The sequence below is a fragment of the Pseudomonas sp. P1_C12 genome, assembly GCF_056406435.1.
The window spans coordinates 128,016-147,059 of record NZ_JBFUAE010000009.1; the positions used below are offsets into that span (position 1 = coordinate 128,016).

Below are 19,044 nucleotides of genomic sequence, written 5' to 3' on the forward strand. Positions count from 1 at the left end.
CCTTATACGGCCATCAGGTCTTTTTCTTTCTCTGCCAGCTTCGCGTCGATTTCGGCCACGAACTTCTTGGTCAGATCGTCAATCTCGCCAGTGGCGCGACGCTCTTCGTCTTCGCTGATTTCTTTTTCCTTGACCAGATCTTTCAGCGAACTGTTGGCATCACGACGGATGTTACGCACCGCTACACGGGCATCCTCAGCAACGTCGCGAGCCTGCTTGGTGAAGCCACGACGGGTTTCTTCAGTCAGCGCCGGCATGCTGATCAGCAGCAACTCGCCAAGGTTGGTCGGGTTCAGGTTCAGACCAGCACTGCCGATCGCCTTGTCGACAGCACCCAGCATGTTGCGCTCGAAGGCGACGACTTGCAGGGTACGGGCGTCCTTGACGGAGATGTTGGCCACTTGCTTGATCGGAGTGTCGGCGCCGTAGTACGGCACCATCACGCCTTCCAGGATGCTCGGGTGCGCCTGGCCGGTACGAATACGACCGAAGTTGTGCGCCAGCGATTCCACGGACTTCTGCATGCGCTCTTTAGCGTCTTTCTTGATTTCGTTGATCATTGTTCGCCTTCCTCGATCAGGGTTCCTTCAGCGCCGCCATGCACGATGTTCAGCAGGGCGCCGGGCTTGTTCATGTTAAATACGCGTAGCGGCATCTTGTGGTCGCGGCACAGGCAAATGGCCGTCAGATCCATCACACCCAGCTTGCGATCCAGCACTTCATCGTAGGTCAGATGATCGAACTTCTCGGCATGCGGGTCTTTGAACGGGTCAGCGGTGTAGACGCCATCGACCTTGGTCGCCTTGAGCACGACATCGGCATCGATTTCGATTGCACGCAGGCAGGCAGCCGAATCCGTCGTAAAGAACGGGTTACCCGTACCGGCCGCGAAAATCACCACGTCCTTGGAGTTCAAGTGGCGCATGGCCTTGCGGCGATCGTAGTGATCGGTCACGCCTACCATGGAAATGGCCGACATCACGATGGCCGAGATATTGGCACGTTCCAGCGCGTCGCGCATTGCCAGGGCGTTCATCACAGTGGCCAGCATGCCCATGTGGTCGCCGGTAACCCGATCCATGCCCGCCGCGCTGAGCGCCGCGCCGCGGAACAGGTTGCCACCACCGATGACCAGACCGACCTGAACACCGATGCCGACCAGTTGGCCAACTTCCAATGCCATGCGATCCAGAACTTTCGGGTCGATCCCGAACTCTTCCGAGCCCATCAGGGCCTCGCCGCTAAGCTTGAGTAGAATGCGTTTATAGCGAGCCTGATAACCACTGCCCTGCTGAGCCATTGCGAATCTCTCCTGCGGCGTATTTTAAAAATTCTTTGCGAGCTGTTTACAGCTGGCGCTCAATCTAGCTTGGCGCTGCTTCAGCGCCATCGGAACATGGCTTTGTAAGCCAGTTCCAAAAGGAAACCAAATAAAAATTGGTGCCCCATCTGAAAAGAGGCTGCGCGCGTAAGCGGGCAGCCTCTTCTGGGCGACAGTTAAAAAACCGTCTTATTGCTTGGCGGCAGCCAGCTGGGCAGCAACTTCTTCTGCGAAGTTGTCCACTGGCTTCTCGATGCCTTCGCCTACCTTGAAGTAAGTGAAGGAAACGATTTCAGCGCCGGCTTTCTTGGCCAGGGCACCCACGGTGACTTCCGGGTTCATGACGAAAGCTTGCTCGACCAGGCTGGCTTCAGCCAGGAACTTGGTGATACGACCAGCAATCATCTTCTCGACGATTTCAGCTGGCTTGCCTTTCATCTTGTCTTCGTTCAGGGTCAGGAAAACGCCCTTCTCGCGCTCGATGGCCTCTGGCGAAACCTGCGATGGCAGCAGGAACTCAGGGTTGCTTGCCGCCACGTGCATGGCGATCTCTTTGGCCAGCTGAACATCGCCGCCCTTGAGAACAACAGCAACACCGATCTTGTTACCGTGCAGGTAGGTGCCGACTACGTCACCCTCTACGCGTACCAGGCGACGAATGTTGACGTTTTCGCCAACTTTGGCCACCAGGGCTTCACGAGCCGATTCCTGAGCGGCAATCAGCGGAGCTGCGTCGGTCAGTTTTTCGTCGAAGGCTTTTTCTACGCTGGCAGCAACGAAGTTCTTGAAGTCGTCTTGCAGGGCCAGGAAGTCGGTCTGCGAGTTCACTTCCAGCAGCACGGCTACCTTGTCGTCAGCCTTGATGGCGATAGCGCCTTCAGCGGCAACGTTGCCGGCTTTCTTGGCAGCCTTGATGGCGCCCGAAGCACGCATGTCATCAATGGCTTTCTCGATGTCGCCGCCAGCCTTGGTCAAGGCCTTTTTGCAATCCATCATGCCTTCGCCGGTACGCTCGCGCAGTTCTTTGACCAACGCTGCAGTAATCTCTGCCATTTCAAAATCCTCTTGGATAGGTTTTCAACCATTCCACCCGATCGAACGGGCGATCAATTCTTCCCGAACCACCCTTGTTAGCTGCCGCACGTTACAGATAGAGCAGTGGGCGCCGACAAATGGTTTTCGAGGTGGCAAAAAGGGGGCCAAGCCCCCTTTTTGCTTACTGAGTCAACGCCAAGGCGTCAATTACTCAGCTGCAGCCTGAGTTTCTTCAGCTGCGAACTCAACGGTGCCGCCGGCAACATTGTTGCGACCGCGGATGACAGCGTCAGCCATCGAACCCATGTACAGCTGGATAGCGCGGATTGCGTCATCGTTGCCTGGGATGATGTAGTCAACGCCTTCCGGGCTGCTGTTGGTATCGACTACGCCGATAACCGGGATGCCCAGTTTGTTGGCTTCGGTGATCGCGATGCGCTCGTGATCAACGTCGATAACGAACAGAGCGTCTGGCAGACCGCCCATGTCCTTGATACCACCCAGGGAACGATCCAGCTTTTCCAGGTCACGGGAGCGCATCAGCGCTTCTTTCTTGGTCAGCTTGGCGAAAGTACCGTCTTCGGCTTGAACTTCAAGGTCACGCAGACGCTTGATGGAAGCACGGATGGTTTTGAAGTTGGTCAGCATGCCGCCCAACCAGCGGTGATCGACGTACGGCGAACCGCAACGTGCCGCTTCTTCAGCAACGATCTTGCCAGCGGAACGCTTGGTGCCGACGAACAGAATCTTGTTTTTGCCCTGGGCCAGACGCTCTACGAAAGTCAGAGCTTCGTTGAACATTGGCAGGGTTTTTTCAAGGTTGATGATGTGGATCTTGTTACGCGCGCCGAAAATGTACTTGCCCATTTTCGGGTTCCAGTAACGGGTCTGGTGACCGAAGTGCACACCGGCCTTCAGCATATCGCGCATGTTGACTTGGGACATGATAGTTCCTTAATAAGTCGGGTTTGGCCTCCACGTATCCCAATGACCAACCAGCAGCATCAGCTGAAGGCACCCAGGTCATCGTGTCGACACGTGTGTGGATTTAGGCTTTTCGGGACATCCCCGGAAAGCGGCGCATTTTATATCACAAGGCAGGGCAAAACGGAACCCGGATTCTGAAATCCTGGCGGACGCTTTGCTCCATCCCTTGGAATCCGCCAAGAATGCACCATTCTATAGAGAGAAGCGATGCACACAGGCGCAGATTTGCGCTGATCGTCTGGTAGAATCGCATTTTTCAGGGCTGCGAAGATCAATCGCGCAACGCCCTTTCCGTTTAGAAAGCGCCGCCTGGCGCAGAGAGAGCCTGTATGACCGTCACCCTCAAAACCCCCGAGGATATCGCCAAAATGCGTATCGCCGGCAAACTGGCCGCCGATGTGCTGGAAATGATTGCCGAACATGTCAAGCCGGGCGTTACCACCGATCAGTTGAACCAGATCTGCCACGACTACATCGTCAATGAGCAGAAAGCCATCCCTGCCCCGCTCAACTACAAGGGCTATCCGAAGTCGATCTGCACGTCGATCAACCACGTTGTCTGCCACGGCATCCCGAACGACAAGCCGCTGAAAGATGGCGACACCCTGAACATCGACGTCACCGTCATCAAGGACGGTTACCACGGCGACACCAGCCGCATGTTCCACATCGGCACCGTGCCGGTCTGGGCCGAGCGCCTGTCCCAGGTCACCCAGGAATGCATGTACAAGGCGATTGAAATCGTCAAACCCGGCTGCCGCCTGGGCGACATCGGCGAAATCATCCAGAAGCACGCTGAAAAGAACGGATTCTCGGTGGTTCGCGAATTCTGCGGCCACGGAATCGGCAAGGTGTTCCACGAAGAGCCACAAATCCTGCACTACGGCCGCGCTGGCACGGGCATGGAACTCAAGGCCGGCATGACCTTCACCATCGAGCCGATGATCAACCAGGGCCGTGCCGACACCAAGGTACTGGGCGACGGCTGGACCGCGATTACCAAGGATCGCAAGCTCTCGGCACAGTGGGAACACACCCTGCTGGTGACCGAAACCGGTTACGAGATCTTCACCCTGCGCAGCGATGACACCATCCCTCGCGTTTCGGCCTGATCCCGTTACCGTACATCGCCTATAGAAAGGAAAGCCAATCGATGCCGCAGGTGGATCCCGAACTCTTCGACCGTGGCCAGTTCCAGGCTGAACTGGCCCTGAAGGCAAGCCCGATCGCGGCCTTCAAGAAGGCGATCCGCCAGGCCCGCGAGGTGCTTGACGCGCGCTTTCGTAGCGGCCGCGACATTCGCCGACTGATCGAGGATCGCGCCTGGTTCGTCGACAACATCCTGCAAAAAGCCTGGGATCAGTTCAGCTGGAGCGAGGAAGCCGACATCGCGCTGGTTGCGGTCGGCGGCTACGGCCGTGGTGAATTGCACCCTTATTCCGATATCGATTTGCTGATCCTGCTGGACAGCGCCGACCATGAAGTTTTCCGCGATTCCATCGAGCGTTTTCTGACGCTGCTGTGGGACATCGGCCTGGAGGTCGGCCAGAGCGTTCGCTCGGTCGAGGAGTGCGCCGTCGAGGCCCGTGCCGACCTGACGGTCGTCACCAACCTGATGGAAAGCCGCACCATCGCCGGCCCCGAGCATCTGCGCCAGCGTATGCTGGACGTCACCAGCACCGGGCACATGTGGCCGAGCAAGGACTTCTTCCTGGCCAAGCGTGCCGAACAAAAGGCCCGCCACCACAAGTACAACGACACCGAATACAACCTGGAACCCAACGTCAAAGGCTCGCCCGGCGGCCTGCGGGATATCCAGACGATCCTGTGGGTGGCCCGTCGCGAGTACGGTACCCTGAACCTGCGGGCACTGGCGGGCGAAGGATTCCTGGTCGAGAGTGAAAACGCCCTGCTCGCCTCTTCCCAGGAGTTCCTGTGGAAGGTTCGCTATGCCCTGCACATGCTCGCCGGCCGCTCCGAAGACCGCCTGCTGTTCGATCACCAGCGCACCATTGCCGGACTGCTGGGTTTCAAAGGCGACGACGCCAAGCAAGCCATCGAAAATTTCATGCAGCAGTATTACCGGGTGGTGATGAGCATCGCCCAGCTCAGCGACCTGATCATCCAGCACTTCGAGGAAGTCATCCTCGCACCGGAAGACGAAGCCCCACCGCAGCCGATCAACTCGCGCTTCCAGTTGCATGACGGTTATATCGAGGCACGCAACAACAACGTCTTGCGCCGCACGCCATTCGCCATGCTCGAAATCTTCGTGCTGATGGCCCAGCAGCCGGAAATCAAGGGCGTGCGCGCCGATACCATTCGTCTGCTGCGGGAAAACCGTCACCTGATCGACGACGACTTCCGCAACGATATTCGCAACACCAGCCTGTTTATCGAGCTGTTCAAGTGCAAGATCGGCATCCACCGCAACCTGCGGCGGATGAACCGTTACGGCATCCTGGGGCGCTATCTGCCCGAATTCGGCTTTATCGTCGGGCAGATGCAACATGACCTGTTCCACATCTATACGGTCGACGCGCACACCCTGAACCTGGTCAAACACCTGCGTAAGTTGCAGTACACCCAGGTGTCGGAAAAATTCCCGCTGGCCAGCAAGCTCATGGGCAAGCTGCCCAAACCCGAGCTGATCTACATGGCCGGCCTGTACCACGACATCGGCAAAGGCCGGCAGGGCGATCACTCGGACATCGGCGCCGTGGATGCCGAGGCCTTTTGCCAGCGCCACCATCTGCCCACGTGGGACAGCCGCCTGATCGTGTGGCTGGTGCAAAACCACCTGGTGATGTCGACCACCGCCCAGCGCAAGGACTTGTCCGACCCGCAAGTGATCCACGATTTCGCACAGATCGTCGGCGACGAAACCCGCCTCAACTATCTGTATGTGCTGACCGTCGCCGACATCAACGCCACCAACCCGACCCTGTGGAACTCATGGCGCGCCAGCCTGCTGCGCCAGCTCTATACCGAGACCAAGCGCGCCCTGCGTCGTGGCCTGGAGAACCCGGTGGACCGCGAAGAACAGATCCGCCAGACCCAGAGCGCCGCCCTGGATATCCTGGTGCGCGGCGGCACCGACCCGGACGATGTCGAGCAACTGTGGGCGCAGTTGGGTGATGACTATTTCCTGCGCCACACCGCCGGCGACGTGGCCTGGCACAGCGACGCGATCCTCCAGCAGCCGACCGACGGCGGGCCATTGGTACTGATCAAGGAAACTACCCAGCGCGAATTTGAAGGTGGCACGCAAATCTTCATCTACGCCCCCGACCAGCACGACTTCTTTGCCGTGACCGTGGCCGCGATGGACCAGCTCAACCTGAACATTCACGACGCCCGGGTCATCACCTCCAGCAGCCAGTTCACCCTCGACACCTACATCGTGCTCGACACCGACGGCGACTCGATTGGCGATAACCCGGCGCGGATCAAGCAAATCCGTGACGGCCTGACCGAAGCCCTGCGCAACCCGGACGACTACCCGACCATCATCCAGCGCCGGGTTCCGCGTCAGCTCAAGCATTTCGCCTTTGCGCCACAGGTGACGATCCACAACGATGCCCAGCGTCAGGTGACGGTACTGGAGCTCACGGCGCCCGACCGCCCGGGCCTGCTGGCGCGGATCGGCACGATTTTCCTGGAGTTCGACCTGTCGCTGCAGAACGCCAAGATCGCCACCCTCGGCGAGCGCGTGGAAGACGTGTTCTTCATCACCGACGCCAACAATCAGCCGCTGTCCGACCCGCTGCTGTGCAGCCGCCTGCAGGATGCGATCGTCGAACAACTGAGCGTCAACCAGGAATCCGATATCAAACTGTCGCGCATCAGCATCTGAACCAACAACGCGAGCCTGCCCTTTGTAGGAGCTGGCTTGCCAGCGATGGACTAAAGAGCGCCGCGCTTACCCAGTAAGCACGCGTTATCGTTGACGACCATCGCTGGCAAGCCAGCTCCTACAGGAAACAGGGCTTGCCCGTTCCCACACCGAACGAGATACATTGATGAACAACGCCCTGTCCCAGCTCCAGCCCTACCCGTTCGAGAAACTCCGCGCCCTGCTTGGCAGCGTGACGCCGAACCCGGACAAGCGTCCGATCGCGCTGTCCATCGGCGAGCCGAAACACCGTTCGCCAAGCTTTGTCGCCGAGGCCCTGGCCAGCAATCTGGAAAAAATGGCTGTGTACCCGACCACACTCGGTATCCCGGAGCTGCGTGAAGCCATCGCGGCATGGTGCGAGCGTCGCTTCGACGTCCCCAAGGGCTGGATCGACCCCGCGCGCAACGTGTTGCCGGTCAACGGCACTCGCGAAGCGCTGTTCGCCTTCACCCAGACCGTGGTCAACCGTGGCGATGACGCGCTGGTGGTCAGCCCGAACCCGTTCTATCAGATCTACGAAGGCGCGGCGTTCCTCGCCGGGGCCAAGCCGCATTACCTCCCGTGCCTGGACGAAAACGGCTTCAACCCGGATTTCGACGCCGTGTCGCCAGACATCTGGAAACGCTGCCAAATCCTGTTCCTGTGCTCGCCAGGCAACCCGACCGGTGCTTTGATTCCGGTGCAAATCCTGAAAAAGCTGATCGCCCTGGCCGACGAATATGACTTCGTGATTGCCGCCGATGAGTGCTACAGCGAGCTGTACTTCGACGAACAAACCCCGCCGCCAGGCCTGCTCAGCGCTTGCGCAGAACTGGGTCGCAAGGACTTCAAGCGTTGCGTGGTATTCCACAGCCTGTCCAAGCGTTCGAACCTGCCGGGACTGCGTTCAGGCTTTGTTGCCGGTGACGCCGACATCCTCAAGGGCTTCCTGCTCTATCGCACCTACCACGGCTGCGCGATGCCGGTTCAAACACAACTGGCCAGTGTTGCCGCGTGGAATGACGAGGTGCATGTGCGCGCCAACCGTGCACTGTATCGCGAGAAATTCGATGCGGTTCTGGAAATCCTCAGCCCGGTCATGGACGTACAGCGCCCGGATGGCAGCTTCTACCTGTGGCCGAATGTAGCCGGTGACGACGCCGCCTTCTGCCGCGACCTGTTCGAGCAGGAACACGTGACCGTGGTGCCGGGTTCTTACCTGTCGCGGGATGTGGATGGCGTCAACCCGGGTGCCGGGCGTGTGCGCATGGCACTGGTGGCGCCGCTTGCCGAGTGTGTCGAAGCTGCCGAGCGGATTCGCGCGTTCATCCAGCGCCGCAAATAACCGCGCCGCCGCTCAGGGCCAGGTGTTATTTCACCTGGCCGAGTTTGGCCTCACTCAAATCCAGTTCCCCCAACACCTCACGCAACACGTCATCGCCAATCTGGTGATGACGACTGAGGCTGTACAACTCCAGGCGCTGCGCCCGCAACGCCTTCAAACGCAGGCGCCGCGCACTTCATTACGCCGTTTGTCGTCCGGACTGGCTTCAGCGCCACGCAACAACAGGTTTTGTGCCACAGCCGCCGCGAAACCGTTCGGCCATGGCATAATCCGTCACCTTTCAAATCCAGCACCTGTAAAGGGGGCGATTCCTTGGCCGTTTCAAGCAAAACGTTGCACCTTTTCGGCATCAAAGCCTGTGACACCATGAAAAAGGCGCGCACCTGGCTCGATGAACACGCTGTCAGCTATGACTTTCATGATTACAAAGCGGTCGGTATCGACCGTGAACACCTGACCCAATGGTGCAACGAGCACGGCTGGGAAGTGGTGTTGAACCGTGCAGGCACGACCTTTCGCAAGCTCGACGACGAACGCAAAGCCGATCTCGACCAGACGAAAGCCATCGAACTGATGCTCGCACAGCCCTCGATGATCAAGCGCCCGGTGCTCGATCTCGGTGACCGAACCCTGATTGGCTTCAAGCCAGACATCTACGCGGCCGCGCTCAAGTAAGCAGCCCGTTCAATTTTGTTAGAGGTATACACATGTCCACTACCCTGTTCAGCCTGGCCTTCGGCGTCGGCACTCAAAACCGTCAAGGCGCATGGCTGGAAGTGTTCTACGCCGCCCCGGTACTCAAGCCATCGGCTGAAGTCCTCGCCGCCATCACACCGATTCTGGGCTACACCGAAGGCAATCAGGCCATTGCGTTCAGCACCGCCCAGGCCTCGCAACTGGCTGAAGCACTGAAAAGCGTCGATGCTGCCCAGGCCGCCCTGCTGACCCGCCTGGCCGAGAGTCACAAGCCGCTGGTTGCCACCTTGCTGGCTGAAGACGCCCAGCTGTCGTCCACCCCGGAGGCCTACCTCAAGCTGCACCTGCTGAGCCATCGCCTGGTCAAGCCACACGGCCTGAACCTGACCGGCATCTTCCCGCTGCTGCCGAACGTGGCCTGGACCAGCCAGGGCGCGGTCGATCTGAGCGAACTGGCTGAACTGCAACTCGAAGCCCGCCTGCGCGGCGAGCTGCTGGAAGTATTCTCGGTGGACAAGTTCCCGAAAATGACCGACTACGTGGTTCCGGCCGGCGTGCGTATCGCCGACGCTGCGCGTCTGCGCCTGGGTGCCTACGTTGGCGAAGGCACCACCGTGATGCACGAAGGCTTCATCAACTTCAACGCCGGCACCGAAGGCCCGGGCATGATCGAAGGCCGCGTTTCCGCTGGCGTATTCGTCGGCAAGGGTTCGGACCTGGGCGGCGGCTGCTCGACCATGGGCACCCTGTCGGGCGGCGGCAACATCGTGATCAAGGTCGGCGAAGGCTGCCTGATCGGCGCCAACGCCGGTATCGGTATCCCGTTGGGCGACCGCAATACCGTCGAGTCGGGCCTGTACGTGACCGCCGGCACCAAAGTCGCGCTGCTGGACGAAAACAATCAACTGGTCAAAGTGGTCAAGGCCCGTGAACTGGCCGGCCAGACAGACCTGCTGTTCCGTCGCAATTCGGAAACCGGTGCCGTGGAATGCAAAACCCACAAATCGGCCATCGAACTGAACGAAGCGCTGCACGCTCACAACTAAGCGTTACACGATCACCTGTGTAGGAGAAGCCGGTCGACGCTCGATTGCTCGCGATGGACGTCAACGATTACGCGCGGCACCAGACAGCACGCGTCGTCCATGCGTCCATCGCGAGCAGGCTCGCTCCTACATGGGTACGGCGTACCCTCACCAGGGCCCGATAGCATGATGATTCTCTCTCCCTGGCGTGCCGATTTTCCGGCCATCGCCGCCCTGCAACGGCAAGGCCAGACCTATCTGGACAACGCCGCCACCACGCAAAAACCTCAAGCCCTGCTGGATGCCCTGGCGCATTACTACGCCAACGGCGCGGCCAACGTGCATCGGGCGCAGCATTTGCCCGGCGCCCACGCCACCCAGGCTTTCGAAGACAGCCGCCGCAAAGCCGCGCAATGGCTCAATACTGGCGATTGCGGTCAGATCATCTTTACCCACGGCTCGACGTCCGCGCTGAATCTCCTGGCCTACGGCCTGGAACATCTTTTCAATCCGGGCGACGAGATTGTCATCAGCGCCCTGGAGCATCACGCCAACCTGCTGCCGTGGCAGCAACTGGCGCACCGTCGCGACCTGAAACTGGTGATCCTGCCGCTGGATGCCGACGGCGTGATCGACCTTGAAGCCGCGACCGGCTTGATCGGCTCGCGCACACGTCTGCTGGCCGTCAGTCAACTGTCCAACGTGATTGGCGCGTGGCAGCCACTGCCTCAATTGCTGGCACTGGCCAAGGCGCACAACGCCCTGACCGTGATCGACGGTGCCCAAGGCGTGGTCCATGGCCGCCACGACGTGCAAGCGCTAGGCTGCGATTTTTATGTGTTCTCCAGCCACAAGCTCTACGGCCCCGATGGCCTGGGCGTGTTGTTCGGGCGCAATACAGCGTTGCAACAGCTGCGTCCCTGGCAGTTCGGCGGCGAAATGGTGCTGGATGCCAATTATCACGACGCACGCTTTCGCCCGGCACCGCTGGGTTTCGAGGCCGGGACGCCGCCGATTGCCAGTGTGATCGGCCTGGGAGCAACCCTGGATTACCTTGCAGAGCTTGATCAGGACGCCGTGTCCGTCCATGAAGCGGCGCTGCATGCCTGTCTGCTCAAGGGCCTTGAAGCGCGCAACGGCATTCGCCTGCTGGGCAAGCCGCAAGTGGCACTGGCCAGTTTTACCGTCGAGGGCGTACATAACTCCGATCTCGCGCATTTGCTGACCGAACAAGGGATCGCAGTGCGTGCCGGCCATCACTGCGCCATGCCGCTGCTTAAACGCTTTGAACTGGCCGGGGCGATTCGGGTGTCGTTGGCGCTGTACAACGATTCCGAAGACCTGGAGCGGTTCTTTGAAGCCTTGGATCAGGCGCTGGAGCTATTGCGATGAACCTGCCTGCCGATGCCGTGACGGCACTCGAAACCTTTCAGAAAGCGGCCGGCTGGGAACAACGCGCGCGCCTGCTGATGCAATGGGGCGAGCGTCTGCCGGCCTTGAGTGATGCGCAGATGTGTGATGCCAACCGGGTGCACGGCTGTGAAAGCCAGGTGTGGCTGGTGGGCGAATTGCGCGATGGTCATTGGCTGTTCAGCGCCAACAGCGATGCGCGGCTGATTCGCGGGTTGGTGGCGTTGCTGCTGGCGCGGGTCAACGGGTTGTCGGCGGCTGAGTTGCAGCAGGTGGATTTGCCGGACTGGTTCAATCAGTTGGGGTTGGGGCGGCAGTTGTCCGAATCGCGCAGTAATGGCTTGAATGCGGTGCTTCAGCGGATGCGGAGCCTGAGCGACGTGTAGGAGCTGCCGAAGGCTCGGGCCGCGTTCGGACGATCTTTTGATCTTGCTTTTAAAAAGCAAAATCAAAAGATCGCAGCCTTCGGCAGCTCTTACAGGGGTCATCGCCATTAAATTTGAGGTTTGATGCGATCCGCCGGCCGCCGCACACCCGCCACGATCTTGTCCACAGCCTTGGTCGCCGCAACCATGCCGAACGTCGCCGTCACCATCATCACCGCGCCAAACCCGCCGGCGCAGTCGAGCTTCACGCCATCACCGACAAAACTTTTCTGCAGGCAAATGCTGCCATCCGGTTTCGGGTAACGCAGTTGTTCGGTGGAAAACACGCACGGCACGCTGTAATGGCGGGTCACGGTGCGTGAGAAGCCGTAGTCGCGGCGCAGCGTGGAGCGCACTTTCGACGCCAACGGATCGTTGAACGTGCGATTGAGGTCGCAGACCTGGATCAACGTCGGGTCAATCTGTCCGCCCGCGCCGCCGGTGGTGATGATCTGGATCTTGCGCCGCTTGCACCAGGCGATCAGCGCGGCCTTGGCGTTGACGCTGTCGATGCAGTCAATCACGCAGTCGATGTTCGGCGTGATGTACTCCGCCATGGTGTCGCGGGTGACGAAGTCAGGCACCGCGTGCACCGTGCAGTCCGGGTTGATCCCGCGCAGACGCTCGGCCATCACCTCGACCTTGGGCTTGCCCACCGTGCTGTCCAGCGCGTGCAACTGGCGATTGGCGTTACTGACGCAGACGTCGTCCAGGTCGAACAGCGAAATCTCGCCCACGCCGCAACGAGCCATGGCTTCCGCCGCCCAGGAACCGACACCACCGACGCCCACGATCGCCACATGGGCCGCTTTCAGGCGCTCAAGGCCTTCGATGCCATACAAACGGGCGATGCCAGCAAACCGCGGATCTTCTGTACTCATGACCATTACCCCAAAAACCGGCGCGCATTATAGGGCCGTCGGCGCGCAAGAGCATCATTGCGCTATGAACAGGCAGCATCCACGAAAACTACATCGAACAAAGATTTGCCCTACACACTCTAAAGAAAGAACTTAACCCGACTTGGATTGCCCAATGTCCGGCAATTCCCTGTCCGCTGTACGACCAGAGAATGCCCGGTGTAGGATGCGCGCCCCTTGGCGACCGCCAACCGTTCCTTCGTTCCACAGTCTTTGGAACCCGAAATAACTATGTCATCGCGTAAATTTGGACTCAACCTGGTCGTGGTGCTTGCCATCGCAGCCTTGTTTACCGGCTTCTGGGCGCTGATCAACCGCCCGGTCACCGCCCCCAACTGGCCTGAACAGATCTCCGGCTTCTCGTACTCGCCATTCCAGCAGGGCCAGTTCCCGCAGAAAGACCAGTACCCGACCGACGATCAAATGCGTCGCGACCTGGAGATCATGAGCAAGCTGACGGACAACATCCGCATCTACTCGGTCGATGGCACCCTGCAAGACATCCCGAAACTGGCGGAAGAGTTCGGCTTACGGGTGACCCTGGGGATCTGGATCAGCCCGGACCAGGAACGCAACGAACGGGAAATCACCCGCGCCATCGAGATCGCCAACTCCTCGCGCAGCGTGGTTCGTGTGGTGGTCGGTAACGAAGCGATCTTCCGCAAGGAAATCACCGCCGCCGAACTCAGCGTGTTGCTCGACCGTGTGCGTGCCGCCGTCAAAGTGCCGGTCACGACGTCCGAGCAGTGGCACGTCTGGGAAGAGCACCCGGAGCTGGCCAAGCACGTCGACCTGATCGCCGCGCACGTCCTGCCTTACTGGGAGTTCATCCCGGTGGACAAGGCTCAGCAGTTCGTCCTCGACCGCGCCCGCGACCTGAAAAAAATGTTCCCGAAAAAGCCGCTGCTGCTGTCCGAAGTGGGCTGGCCGAGCAACGGCCGCATGCGCGGTGGCGCCGACGCCTCACCGGCAGACCAGGCGATCTACCTGCGTACATTGGTCAACAAGCTCAACCGCCAGGGCTTCAACTACTTCGTGATCGAAGCGTTTGACCAGCCGTGGAAAGCCAGCGACGAAGGTTCCGTCGGCGCCTACTGGGGCGTGTTCAACGCCGCGCGCCAGCAGAAGTTCAACTTCGAAGGCCCGGTGGTGGCGATTCCGCAATGGCGCGTGTTGGCTATCGGTTCGGTGGTATTGGCGCTGTTGTCGCTGACCCTGCTGATGATCGACGGCTCGGCCCTGCGCCAGCGTGGCCGTACTTTCCTGACCTTCATTGCGTTCCTGTGTGGTTCGGTGCTGGTGTGGATCGGTTACGACTACAGCCAGCAATACAGCACCTGGTTCAGCCTGACGGTGGGCTTCTTGCTCGCCCTCGGTGCGCTCGGGGTGTTTATCGTGCTGCTGACCGAAGCCCATGAACTGGCCGAAGCGGTGTGGGTGCACAAGCGCCGGCGTGAGTTCCTGCCGGTGGAAGGCGATTCCAGCTACCGCCCGAAAGTGTCGATTCACGTGCCCTGCTACAACGAGCCGCCGGAGATGGTCAAACAGACCCTCAACGCCCTGGCCAACCTCGACTATCCGGACTTCGAAGTCCTGATCATCGACAACAACACCAAGGACCCGGCGGTCTGGGAACCGGTGCGCGATTATTGCGAAACCCTCGGCCCGCGCTTCAAGTTCTTCCATGTGGCACCGCTGGCCGGCTTCAAGGGCGGCGCGCTGAACTACCTGATCCCGCACACCGCCAAGGACGCAGAAGTGATCGCGGTGATCGACTCCGATTACTGCGTGCACCCGAACTGGCTCAAGCACATGGTGCCGCACTTCGCCGACCCGAAAATCGCCGTGGTGCAGTCGCCGCAGGATTACCGCGACCAGAACGAAAGCACCTTCAAGAAGCTCTGCTACGCGGAATACAAAGGCTTCTTCCACATCGGCATGGTCACCCGCAACGACCGTGACGCGATCATCCAGCACGGCACCATGACCATGACCCGTCGCTCGGTGCTCGAAGAGCTGGGCTGGGCCGACTGGTGCATCTGTGAAGACGCCGAGCTTGGCCTGCGGGTATTCGAAAAAGGCCTGTCGGCGGCGTATTACCACACCAGCTACGGCAAAGGCCTGATGCCCGATACCTTCATCGACTTCAAGAAGCAGCGTTTCCGCTGGGCCTACGGAGCGATTCAGATTATCAAACGCCACACCGCCAGCCTGCTGCGCGGCAAGGACACCGAGCTGACCCGTGGCCAGCGTTACCACTTCCTCGCGGGCTGGTTGCCGTGGGTGGCGGACGGCATGAACATCTTCTTCACCGTTGGCGCGCTGTTGTGGTCGGCGGCGATGATCATCGTGCCGCAACGGGTCGATCCGCCGCTGCTGATTTTCGCAATCCCGCCGTTGGCACTGTTCGTGTTCAAGGTTGCCAAGATCATCTTCCTCTACCGTCGTGCGGTTGGGGTGAACCTGAAGGATGCCTTCTGCGCGGCGCTGGCCGGCCTGGCGTTGTCCCACACCATCGCCAAAGCGGTGCTGTACGGATTCTTCACCAGCAGCATTCCGTTCTTCCGAACGCCGAAAAACGCCGATAACCACGGCTTCTGGGTAGCGATTTCGGAAGCCCGGGAAGAGATGTTCATCATGCTGCTGTTGTGGGGCGCGGCCCTGGGGATCTACCTGGTGAACGGCATGCCGAGCAACGACATGCGCTTCTGGATCACCATGTTGCTGGTGCAGTCGCTGCCGTACGTCGCAGCGCTGATCATGGCGTTCCTGTCGTCGCTGCCCAAACCGGTGGTTGAGCCAGAACCTGCAACAGCGTAATCCGTTATTAGATAACGTCAAACGGCGGCCTTCGGGTCGCCGTTTTGCTTTAGAATGATCGCCCTTTTCAATGCCAACACACTCGGTAGGAGCTGCCGAAGGCTGCGATCTTTTGATTTTCAGAATCAGGATCAAAAGATCGCAGCCTTCGGCAGCTCCTACAGGTTTATCGTGCTGCACACATCGGAGCTTTCCATGACGGCCCACGCCGACCTTTCGCCGACCCTCCAACTCGCCATCGACCTGATCCGCCGTCCGTCCGTGACGCCGATCGACGCCGATTGCCAGAAGCAGATGATGCAGCGCCTGGGCGATGCCGGTTTCACCCTGGAACCGATGCGCATCGAAGATGTGGATAACTTCTGGGCCACCCACGGCCAGGACGACGGTCCGGTGCTGTGCTTCGCCGGCCACACCGACGTGGTCCCGACCGGCCCGGTGACAGCCTGGCAGATCGAGCCGTTCAACGCGCTGATCGATGAACACGGCATGCTCTGCGGCCGTGGCGCCGCCGACATGAAAGGCAGCCTCGCCGCCATGACCGTCGCCTCCGAGCGTTTTGTCGCCGACTACCCGAATCACAAGGGCAAAGTCGCATTCCTGATCACCAGCGACGAAGAAGGACCGGCGCACCACGGCACCAAGGCAGTGGTTGAACGCCTGGCCGCGCGCAAGGAGCGTCTGGACTGGTGCATCGTCGGCGAACCGTCGAGCACCACCCTGGTGGGTGACGTGGTCAAGAACGGCCGTCGCGGCTCCCTCGGCGCCAAGCTGACCGTGCACGGTGTGCAGGGCCACGTAGCCTACCCGCACCTGGCGAAGAACCCGATCCACCTCGCCGCCCCGGCCCTGGCCGAACTGGCCGCCGAGCACTGGGACCACGGTAACGATTTCTTCCCGCCGACCAGTTTCCAGATTTCCAACGTCAACTCCGGCACTGGTGCGACCAACGTGATCCCGGGTGATCTGGTGGCGGTGTTCAACTTCCGTTTCTCCACCGAGTCCACCGTCGAAGGCCTGCAAAAGCGCGTCGCCGACATTCTCGACAAACATGGCCTGGACTGGCACATCGACTGGGCGCTGTCCGGCCTGCCGTTCCTCACCGAACCGGGTGCGCTGCTGGACGCGGTGTCGGCGAGCATCAAGGACATCACCGGTCGTGAAACCAAGGCGTCCACCAGCGGTGGGACCTCCGACGGGCGCTTCATCGCGACCATGGGCACCCAAGTGGTTGAGCTGGGCCCGGTCAACGCGACCATCCACCAGGTCAACGAGCGTGTGCTGGCAGCGGATCTCGACGTACTGACCGAAATCTACTACCAGACCCTGATCAAGTTGCTCGCCTGATGCTTGCGTGCCCGATCTGCAGTGAGCCGCTGAATGCGGTGGACAATGGCGTGGTCTGCCCCGCCGGACATCGTTTCGACCGCGCGCGCCAGGGTTACTTGAACCTGTTGCCGGTGCAGCACAAAAACAGCCGCGACCCTGGGGATAACCAGGCGATGGTCGAAGCCCGCCGCGACTTTCTGAATGCCGGGCACTACGCCCCGGTAGCCAAGCGTCTGGCGGAGCTGGCGGCAGGTGTAGCGCCACAGCACTGGCTGGACATCGGTTGTGGCGAGGGTTACTACACCGCGCAAATCGCCGAGGCCCTGCCAGATGCCGAGGGCTATGCCCTGGACATCTCCCGCGAAGCGGTCAAACGCGCCTGCAAACGCAACCCGAAGCTCACCTGGTTGATCGCCAGTATGGCCCGGGTGCCGTTGGCTTCCGGCAGTTGCCAGTTCCTGGCCAGTGTCTTCAGCCCGCTGGATTGGGAAGAAGCCAAGCGCCTGCTCAGTGTTGGCGGCGGCCTGATGAAAGTCGGGCCAACCAGCGGCCACCTGATGGAACTGCGTGAGCGGCTGTACGACGAAGTCCGTGAATACACTGACGACAAGCACCTGGCCCTGGTACCGGATGGCATGGTGCTGGCCCACAGTGAAGCCCTGGAATTCAAGCTGACGCTGGAAAGCGGTCAGGACCGGGCGAACCTGTTGGCGATGACGCCCCACGGCTGGCGCGCCAGTGCCGAGCGCCGTGCTGCTGTTATCGAGCAGGCCGAGCCGTTCGAGGTCACCGTGTCGATGCGCTACGATTATTTTGTTCTTCAATAACTTAAATTTTTGGTCTCGGGCAACGGCTCAAGACCGGCTAAATCCGCGAATGGATTTTTCAGACCCGCAGTGAGGACATCCATGCGCCAACCCGATATCGAGATTTACCTGAAAGACGCCGACGTCGACCACAAAGCCATTTCCGCCTGGCTCGGTGCGGCATTGGGTCCGTGCACCGATTGGGTCCAGAAGGGCCAGACCTACAAGTGCAAGGCCGGCAACGTGCCAGTGACCTGGCTGCCAAAAGCCGTCGGCAAATGGAACAGCCTGTACCTGGAAAGCGACCAGACCCCGTGGGACGACGACATCGCCTGCGCCCGCGCTGCGTTTGCCGCGCTGAACGTGGAAGTGCGTTGCGCACCGGGTAGCTGGGTCGAGGAGGAAGGTGAGGAGACGGCGGATCGCTGGATTCGCATCAGCGCCGATGGTGAAGAAGAGATCACCTGGAAAACCGCTTAGAAAGCAAAAGATCGCAGCCTTCGGCAGCTCCTACAGGTGTATGCAAAACCCTGTAGGAGCTGCCGAAGGCTCGGGCCGCGTTCGGACGATCTTTTGATCTTGACGGTTACAACCCCACCACATCCTCAGCCTGCAACCCCTTCTGCCCTTCCACCACCGCGTATTCAACCTGCTGGCCCTCGGTCAGCGAACGGTGGCCTTCACCGCGAATCGCGCGGTAGTGCACGAACACGTCCACCCCGTCCTCGCGCTGAATGAAGCCGTAGCCCTTGGCGTCGTTGAACCACTTCACGTTGCCGGTTTCGCGTGTTGCCATTTGTTCATACTCCCTTTTTATTATTGATCGGGCTTTTCGCAGGAAAGCCTCGGGAACGTCAGCCTGCGCATACCGGTCCCATGAGGGCAACGGCGACAGAGCGCCGAGTATATGACAGACGTTAAAACTCTCAACAAGAGTTTACTTACCCGCTTTTTTGCCGATTTTCGACGAATCCGGCACACTAGGGGGCGTTCTTCATGAGTTTTCGCGCCGCGCCGTGCCTGCTGTTGTGCAGGGCAAGGCGCGAGA

General features: G+C 60.2%; 18 protein-coding genes. 11 read left to right on the forward strand and 7 right to left on the reverse strand.

Annotated features, from left to right (window positions below; all coding sequences use genetic code 11):
* Positions 1–2: 2 nt before the first annotated feature.
* The 4 genes from frr to rpsB all read right to left on the reverse strand — a co-directional run bounded on the left by frr (position 3) and on the right by rpsB (position 3,301).
* Entirely contained in the window at positions 3–560 is a 558-nt protein-coding gene (frr, locus tag AC1D19_RS17370; RefSeq protein WP_477755109.1) for a ribosome recycling factor, read from the reverse strand.
* The gene (gene pyrH / locus AC1D19_RS17375) at positions 557–1,300 is read right to left on the reverse strand and encodes a UMP kinase (RefSeq protein WP_108216656.1); all 744 of its coding nucleotides are present in this window, start codon (positions 1,298–1,300) and stop codon (positions 557–559) included. Before pyrH ends, frr begins: the two co-directional genes overlap by 4 nt.
* A gap of 210 nt (positions 1,301–1,510) precedes the next feature.
* The gene (gene tsf / locus AC1D19_RS17380) at positions 1,511–2,374 is read right to left on the reverse strand and encodes a translation elongation factor Ts (RefSeq protein ID WP_477755108.1); all 864 of its coding nucleotides are present in this window, start codon (positions 2,372–2,374) and stop codon (positions 1,511–1,513) included.
* A gap of 189 nt (positions 2,375–2,563) precedes the next feature.
* Positions 2,564–3,301, reverse strand: coding sequence for a 30S ribosomal protein S2 (gene rpsB / locus AC1D19_RS17385; RefSeq protein ID WP_003222119.1), 738 nt, complete (start codon positions 3,299–3,301; stop codon positions 2,564–2,566).
* A gap of 371 nt (positions 3,302–3,672) precedes the next feature.
* On the opposite strand from rpsB, the gene map reads away from it, so the two are divergent.
* The 3 genes from map to dapC all read left to right on the forward strand — a co-directional run bounded on the left by map (position 3,673) and on the right by dapC (position 8,565).
* Positions 3,673–4,455 (forward strand): type I methionyl aminopeptidase, encoded by a 783-nt coding sequence (gene map / locus AC1D19_RS17390; RefSeq protein ID WP_477763885.1) that lies wholly within the window; start codon positions 3,673–3,675, stop codon positions 4,453–4,455.
* Between the two features lie 41 nt (positions 4,456–4,496).
* The gene (locus AC1D19_RS17395) at positions 4,497–7,199 is read left to right on the forward strand and encodes a [protein-PII] uridylyltransferase (RefSeq protein WP_477763886.1); all 2,703 of its coding nucleotides are present in this window, start codon (positions 4,497–4,499) and stop codon (positions 7,197–7,199) included.
* Between the two features lie 166 nt (positions 7,200–7,365).
* Positions 7,366–8,565 carry a succinyldiaminopimelate transaminase gene (gene dapC / locus AC1D19_RS17400; RefSeq protein WP_477763887.1) on the forward strand — a complete coding sequence of 400 codons (1,200 nt, stop codon included), beginning with the start codon at positions 7,366–7,368 and terminating at the stop codon, positions 8,563–8,565.
* A gap of 25 nt (positions 8,566–8,590) precedes the next feature.
* Here the strand turns inward: dapC and AC1D19_RS17405 are convergent, their stop codons facing one another.
* Positions 8,591–8,722 (reverse strand): hypothetical protein, encoded by a 132-nt coding sequence (locus AC1D19_RS17405; RefSeq protein ID WP_477763888.1) that lies wholly within the window; start codon positions 8,720–8,722, stop codon positions 8,591–8,593.
* Between the two features lie 155 nt (positions 8,723–8,877).
* Between AC1D19_RS17405 and AC1D19_RS17410 the strand changes: the two genes are divergently transcribed.
* From AC1D19_RS17410 to AC1D19_RS17425, 4 genes are all read left to right on the forward strand, one after another.
* Complete coding sequence (locus AC1D19_RS17410) at positions 8,878–9,240, forward strand: ArsC family reductase (RefSeq protein WP_477755105.1); 363 nt, start codon at positions 8,878–8,880, stop codon at positions 9,238–9,240.
* Positions 9,241–9,272: 32 nt separating this feature from the next.
* Positions 9,273–10,307 (forward strand): 2,3,4,5-tetrahydropyridine-2,6-dicarboxylate N-succinyltransferase, encoded by a 1,035-nt coding sequence (gene dapD, locus AC1D19_RS17415; protein ID WP_477763889.1) that lies wholly within the window; start codon positions 9,273–9,275, stop codon positions 10,305–10,307.
* A 165-nt stretch (positions 10,308–10,472) separates the two neighbouring features.
* Positions 10,473–11,678 (forward strand): aminotransferase class V-fold PLP-dependent enzyme, encoded by a 1,206-nt coding sequence (locus tag AC1D19_RS17420; protein WP_477763890.1) that lies wholly within the window; start codon positions 10,473–10,475, stop codon positions 11,676–11,678.
* Entirely contained in the window at positions 11,675–12,082 is a 408-nt protein-coding gene (locus AC1D19_RS17425) for a SufE family protein (protein ID WP_477763891.1), read from the forward strand. Before AC1D19_RS17420 ends, AC1D19_RS17425 begins: the two co-directional genes overlap by 4 nt.
* A 107-nt stretch (positions 12,083–12,189) precedes the next feature.
* Here AC1D19_RS17425 and tcdA read toward each other — a convergent pair whose 3' ends face one another.
* Entirely contained in the window at positions 12,190–13,008 is an 819-nt protein-coding gene (gene tcdA, locus AC1D19_RS17430) for a tRNA cyclic N6-threonylcarbamoyladenosine(37) synthase TcdA (RefSeq protein ID WP_477763892.1), read from the reverse strand.
* A gap of 264 nt (positions 13,009–13,272) precedes the next feature.
* On the opposite strand from tcdA, the gene AC1D19_RS17435 reads away from it, so the two are divergent.
* The 4 genes from AC1D19_RS17435 to AC1D19_RS17450 all read left to right on the forward strand — a co-directional run bounded on the left by AC1D19_RS17435 (position 13,273) and on the right by AC1D19_RS17450 (position 18,476).
* Positions 13,273–15,861, forward strand: coding sequence for a glycosyltransferase (locus AC1D19_RS17435; protein WP_477763893.1), 2,589 nt, complete (start codon positions 13,273–13,275; stop codon positions 15,859–15,861).
* 195 nt (positions 15,862–16,056) lie between these two features.
* Positions 16,057–17,208 (forward strand): succinyl-diaminopimelate desuccinylase, encoded by a 1,152-nt coding sequence (dapE, locus tag AC1D19_RS17440; protein WP_477763894.1) that lies wholly within the window; start codon positions 16,057–16,059, stop codon positions 17,206–17,208.
* Positions 17,208–18,017, forward strand: coding sequence for a putative RNA methyltransferase (locus AC1D19_RS17445; RefSeq protein WP_477763895.1), 810 nt, complete (start codon positions 17,208–17,210; stop codon positions 18,015–18,017). The genes dapE and AC1D19_RS17445 overlap by 1 nt, the downstream gene beginning before the upstream one ends.
* An 81-nt stretch (positions 18,018–18,098) precedes the next feature.
* Complete coding sequence (locus tag AC1D19_RS17450; protein WP_223442721.1) at positions 18,099–18,476, forward strand: hypothetical protein; 378 nt, start codon at positions 18,099–18,101, stop codon at positions 18,474–18,476.
* Positions 18,477–18,582: 106 nt separating this feature from the next.
* Here AC1D19_RS17450 and AC1D19_RS17455 read toward each other — a convergent pair whose 3' ends face one another.
* Positions 18,583–18,792 (reverse strand): cold shock domain-containing protein, encoded by a 210-nt coding sequence (locus AC1D19_RS17455; protein WP_007954750.1) that lies wholly within the window; start codon positions 18,790–18,792, stop codon positions 18,583–18,585.
* Positions 18,793–19,044 lie beyond the last annotated feature (252 nt).

Coding starts and splice junctions, on each gene's coding strand:
- frr (WP_477755109.1), bottom strand. CDS start 560: ATGATCAACGAAATCAAGAAAGACGCTAAAGAGCGCATGCAGAAGTCC.
- pyrH (WP_108216656.1), bottom strand. CDS start 1,300: ATGGCTCAGCAGGGCAGTGGTTATCAGGCTCGCTATAAACGCATTCTA.
- tsf (WP_477755108.1), bottom strand. CDS start 2,374: ATGGCAGAGATTACTGCAGCGTTGGTCAAAGAACTGCGCGAGCGTACC.
- rpsB (WP_003222119.1), bottom strand. CDS start 3,301: ATGTCCCAAGTCAACATGCGCGATATGCTGAAGGCCGGTGTGCACTTC.
- map (WP_477763885.1), top strand. CDS start 3,673: ATGACCGTCACCCTCAAAACCCCCGAGGATATCGCCAAAATGCGTATC.
- AC1D19_RS17395 (WP_477763886.1), top strand. CDS start 4,497: ATGCCGCAGGTGGATCCCGAACTCTTCGACCGTGGCCAGTTCCAGGCT.
- dapC (WP_477763887.1), top strand. CDS start 7,366: ATGAACAACGCCCTGTCCCAGCTCCAGCCCTACCCGTTCGAGAAACTC.
- dapD (WP_477763889.1), top strand. CDS start 9,273: ATGTCCACTACCCTGTTCAGCCTGGCCTTCGGCGTCGGCACTCAAAAC.
- AC1D19_RS17420 (WP_477763890.1), top strand. CDS start 10,473: ATGATGATTCTCTCTCCCTGGCGTGCCGATTTTCCGGCCATCGCCGCC.
- AC1D19_RS17425 (WP_477763891.1), top strand. CDS start 11,675: ATGAACCTGCCTGCCGATGCCGTGACGGCACTCGAAACCTTTCAGAAA.
- tcdA (WP_477763892.1), bottom strand. CDS start 13,008: ATGGTCATGAGTACAGAAGATCCGCGGTTTGCTGGCATCGCCCGTTTG.
- AC1D19_RS17435 (WP_477763893.1), top strand. CDS start 13,273: ATGTCATCGCGTAAATTTGGACTCAACCTGGTCGTGGTGCTTGCCATC.
- dapE (WP_477763894.1), top strand. CDS start 16,057: ATGACGGCCCACGCCGACCTTTCGCCGACCCTCCAACTCGCCATCGAC.
- AC1D19_RS17445 (WP_477763895.1), top strand. CDS start 17,208: ATGCTTGCGTGCCCGATCTGCAGTGAGCCGCTGAATGCGGTGGACAAT.
- AC1D19_RS17450 (WP_223442721.1), top strand. CDS start 18,099: ATGCGCCAACCCGATATCGAGATTTACCTGAAAGACGCCGACGTCGAC.
- AC1D19_RS17455 (WP_007954750.1), bottom strand. CDS start 18,792: ATGGCAACACGCGAAACCGGCAACGTGAAGTGGTTCAACGACGCCAAG.